The 4248-nt window shown below is 70.4% G+C and carries 4 protein-coding genes; 1 reads left to right on the top strand and 3 read right to left on the bottom strand.

What is annotated here, in order from left to right:
* Nucleotides 1–167 precede the first annotated feature (167 nt).
* The 3 genes from AX685_RS01010 to AX685_RS01000 form a co-directional block, all read right to left on the bottom strand.
* On the bottom strand, nt 168–2480 hold the full coding sequence (locus AX685_RS01010; RefSeq protein ID WP_066484453.1) for a chemotaxis protein CheA: 2313 nt from the start codon (nt 2478–2480) through the stop codon (nt 168–170).
* An 83-nt stretch (nt 2481–2563) separates the two neighbouring features.
* On the bottom strand, nt 2564–3214 hold the full coding sequence (locus AX685_RS01005; protein ID WP_066484450.1) for a histidine phosphotransferase family protein: 651 nt from the start codon (nt 3212–3214) through the stop codon (nt 2564–2566).
* An 8-nt stretch (nt 3215–3222) separates the two neighbouring features.
* Nucleotides 3223–3678, bottom strand: coding sequence for a M67 family metallopeptidase (locus tag AX685_RS01000; RefSeq protein WP_082740391.1), 456 nt, complete (start codon nt 3676–3678; stop codon nt 3223–3225).
* Between the two features lie 22 nt (nt 3679–3700).
* Between AX685_RS01000 and AX685_RS00995 the strand changes: the two genes are divergently transcribed.
* On the top strand, nt 3701–4248 hold a 548-nt coding region (locus tag AX685_RS00995; protein WP_231738485.1), incomplete at its 3' end, for a pseudouridine synthase.

Raw genomic sequence — 4248 nt, 5'->3', positions numbered from 1 at the left:
GTCCAGCACGGTGGCGACGCGGCTGCGCATCGCCGCCAGCCCGATCACCGCCGGTCCGGCACCGGGGGCGGGCACCGCGCGGTCCAGTTCCACCACCGATGCGACGCGATCGGTGTTGAACATCACGCCACAACCGCCGACATGCGCGATCAGGTGCAGGGTATCGGTCACGCGCGATGCTCCTTCAGCGCGGCGACCAGCGCGGCGCGGTCATAACGGTACAGCGGCTGCCCGCGCGTCCGGCTTAGCCGGATCGCCGGGCACGGCGCCGTGTCCGCCTCCTCCTCGATCGCCAGCGCGACCGCCGCGCGCTCGCCCGGCGGCAGCGTCCGCACCACGCGATAGCCCGATTGCTCGATCGCCGGCTTCAGAAACGTCTCCATCCACGCGCTGTGGCTGCCGTGCAGCAGGCACAGCGGGCGCTCGCTGGCGACCGGCACATCGGTGAACAGCATCAGCGGGTCGATAAGCTCGATCGGCTCGCCGGCGATCACCACCAGCCCGGCGACCGCGCCGCCGCCCGCGTCGGCAGGCGCCGGCGCGATCTCCTCGGGCAGCGGCAGTATCTCGATCGGCTCGGCGATCGGATAGGCCAGTACCTGTCCGTCCAGTTGCAGGCGCAACACCTTGGCGATCGTATCGGCCCGCACGCTCTGGGCGTTCCACACCGGTACCGACCGCCCCTCGACGGTCAGCCACAGTCCTCCCGCAACGGCGCGAATCGCGCCCGGTTCGATGCGTTCGATGCGATCCACCGCGTCGGAAACGATCATCCGTCGCGCGCCGTCGACGTCGTCGAACAGCAGCGCCGGCACACCCTGTGCGACCGCGGTCTCGGCAACCTGCTCGCGCACCGTCTCGAATACCAGCCCGGCGCGCTGCGCGATCCCCGCGCAGTCCAGCAGCAGGACGGGCACGCCGTCGTCGGGCAGCATCTGCCCGGCATAGATTCCGGCGCGCATCACCGGCGGCGCGGCGGGCTTCACCACCAGTTCCTGCGTATCGTCTACCGCGTCGATCGCCAGCGCGAACCGCCCTTGGCGCAGCGACACCACCGCCAGATAGCGCGGCGACGCGGCGCCATGCGCCATGCCGATCACCTCCGGCAGCGACACCATCGACAGCCTCTCGCCGCGCAGCATCGCCACCGCGCCATGCCCGCCGACGCGGTCGATGCGCGTGCCGCCCTGCCCGACCTGCACGATCTCGTCCACCGACTGGCGCGGGATGGCGAAGCGCGTGCCCGCCACCTGTACCAGCACCGCATTCAGGATCGCCAGCGTCAGCGGCACCTCCAGCGTGACCGTCAATCCCTGCCCCGGGCGGTTCGACAGCGCGATGCGGCCGCCGATCTGCTCGACGTTCGAGCGGACCACGTCCATCCCCACGCCGCGGCCAGACAGCGTCGTCACGTCATCGCGCGACGACAGGCCCGGTTCGAAGACCAGCGCCAGCGTCTCGTCCTCGTCCATCGCGGGCAACGCCGCGATGCGCGAGGGCTGGGCCAGCGCCATCTTGGCGACCAGCGCGCCGACGTCCACGCCGCGCCCGTCGTCGGCGATCTCGATGATGATGAGGTTGCCGGCCTGCCGCGCGACGACGCGCAGTTCGCCCGCCCCCGGCTTGCCCGACAGGATGCGGTCGGCCCGCGCTTCGATGCCATGGTCGATCGCGTTGCGGACCATATGCGCCAGCGGGTCGCGCAGCAGCTCGATCATCTCGCGGTCCAGCTCGACGTCGCCGCCCTCGACCACCAGGTTGACCGTCTTGCCGGCGGCATGGGCGGCGTCGCGCACCAGCCGCGGCAGCGCGGAAAACAGCCCTTCCACGCGCTGCATCCGGGTGCGCGTCACGATATCGCGCAGGTCGTCGACCGAGATACTCAGCCGCTCCAGCATCGCCTCCAGCCGCGGATCGTCGATCTGGCGCAAATGCCGGCCCAGCTGGTTGCGCGCCAGCACCATGTCGGACACGCCGCTCATCATCCGGTCGAGCAGGTCGACCGACAGCCGCACCGATCGGGTGCCGGCACGCGGCCCGCTCGCCGCGCGGCGATCGCCGTTCGCCGGCACGCTCGGCGCGACGTCGACGATCGGCACCGCCTCCACCGGCGTGCCATTTTCCAGCGCCGCGATCAGCGCCTCCTCGCCATCCTCCGGCACGGCGGCATCGGCATCGATCGCCTCCACGATCTCGCCGATGCGGTCGATGATCGCCAGGATCGCGTTGACCAACGCGGCGTCGGGCATGCGCTCGCCGCTGCGCACCGATGCCAGCGTGTCCTCTGCCGCGTGGCTCAGCCTTGCCAGCCGTGGCAGGTCCAGGAACCCGCAGCTACCCTTGATGGTATGGACGAAGCGGAAGATCGCGTCCAGGCGCGCGCGGTCGCGCGGGTCGGCCTCCCACCCCACGATCTCACCCGAGAGCGCCTCCAGCGTCTCGCGCGTTTCGGCAATGAATTCCTGAAGAAGGTCGTCCATGCGGTCCCGTCGCGTCCGTTCGCTCCGGTCCTGGCATGGTGGGGGTTAAGACCGCCTTTACCGCGGCTGTAACCCCGGTTTCGTCACGCCAACCGCGACGGCAGCGTCGCCCCGAACAGCAGCGTGTTGTCGACCGGATCGGTGACCATCACCGATCCGCCGGCATCCGCGACGATCGCATGGACCAGGAACGCGGCGGCCGCACGCGGCGTCACCGATTCGCCGCCCGATCCGTCGGTCAGCGTGGCGCGCAGGTCCGGGTCCAGGATCACGCGCGGCCCCTCCGCGCGCAGTACGATCTCGGTCGTATGCTCGCCTTCCTCGGTCCCGATCGTCACCGTGCCGCCGCGCACCAATGTGTCGCCGGCGATCAGCGCCAGGTTCAGCAGCACCTTGACCGCCGCCTTGGGCAGCTCGGCTTCCTCCACCGCCCATTGCAGCGTCAGCCGCTTGTTCTCCGCCAGCAGCCCCTCGACCGCGCCGCGCGCCTCGCGCATGTCCACCCGCTCGCCGAATCCGCCCGCCGCGCCGAACGCCAGGCGGAAAAACTTCAGCTTGTTCGCCGACGCCCGCGCGCTTTCGCTGAGCAGTTCCAGGCAGCGGGTGCGCATCGCCGGGTCGGTTTCATCGGCCAGCAGTTCCAGCCCGTTGCTCATCGCGCCGATCGGCGACAGGAGGTCGTGGCACAAGCGCGAGCATAACAGGCTCGCGAAGTCGACCGGGCTGATGGTCATGGGTGAATTTACCTTGAGGACGTCGCAGGATGGCCGCCTTGTGGCGATTGCCCGCCGCCTTCGCAACCTAATGTGGCAAGCGTCACCGCAGCGAAGCGTCCGTGCATCGCACCGGCCGCCACCGCACGCCACGCCGTCACCTCATCCCCCGCGACGATGATCCAGATGCTGCCGTCAGGCGCCGCGTCCGCGGCATCGCGCATGGACGGCTCCGCCCGGCCCGACGGGTGCGAGTGATAATGGCCGATCACCTGCGGCCCGCCGCCGCGCGCCGCGCGATGCGCCGCGATCAGCGCGCGCGGATCGAGTTCGAAGCGGGTCGCCGGATCGTCCGCGACATTCGCGCACGGCATGATCGCGGCAATCCGCTCGCCGCTGCCCAGCAGCAGCCCGCATACCTCCCCCGGGCTGGCCCGCGCCAGCGCGATCAGTTCGTTGCGGTGCGGGATTGAAATGCCGATCATCGTCGCCATCTACCACAGGACAATGAACCGGGGGGTTTCCATCATCGAAGCGACGATCGCGCCGGCCGCCGACGGCTGGCGGCTCGACCGCGCGATCGCCGATGCGGTGCCGACGCTCTCGCGGGAGCGGCTGAAGGTGCTGATCAGTGCCGGTCATGTCTCGCAGGACGGGCTGGCGGTGCGCGACCCATCGCGCAAGTCGCGCGTCGGCGAGGCGTTTGCGGTCGCGGTGCCCGCCCCCGCCCCGGCGCATAACGAAGCGCAGGACATCCCGCTGGTCGTGGCGTTCGAGGACGAGCATCTGATTGTCGTCGACAAGCCGGCGGGGCTGGTCGTCCACCCGGCCGCGGGCAATCTCGACGGCACGCTGGTCAACGCTCTGCTGCATCACTGCGACGGGTCGCTGTCGGGCATCGGCGGGGTGGCGCGACCGGGGATCGTCCACCGTATCGACAAGGATACGTCGGGGCTGATGGTCGCCGCCAAGACCGACCGCGCGCACGAAGGACTGGCGAAGCAGTTCGCCGCGCATACGATCGACCGGCGTTACCGCGCGATCGTCGGCGGGCG

Source organism: Sphingomonas sp. CCH9-F2 (assembly GCF_001556735.1).
In the GTDB taxonomy this organism is placed as follows: Bacteria; Pseudomonadota; Alphaproteobacteria; order Sphingomonadales; family Sphingomonadaceae; genus Sphingomonas; species Sphingomonas ginsenosidimutans.
This window is presented reverse-complemented; position numbering and strand designations above follow the sequence as displayed.

Bases quoted from the DNA above. Each gene is read 5' to 3' on its own strand.
- AX685_RS01000 (WP_082740391.1), bottom strand. From the start codon at position 3,678: ATGATCGGCATTTCAATCCCGCACCGCAACGAACTGATCGCGCTGGCG.
- AX685_RS01005 (WP_066484450.1), bottom strand. From the start codon at position 3,214: ATGACCATCAGCCCGGTCGACTTCGCGAGCCTGTTATGCTCGCGCTTG.
- AX685_RS01010 (WP_066484453.1), bottom strand. From the start codon at position 2,480: ATGGACGACCTTCTTCAGGAATTCATTGCCGAAACGCGCGAGACGCTG.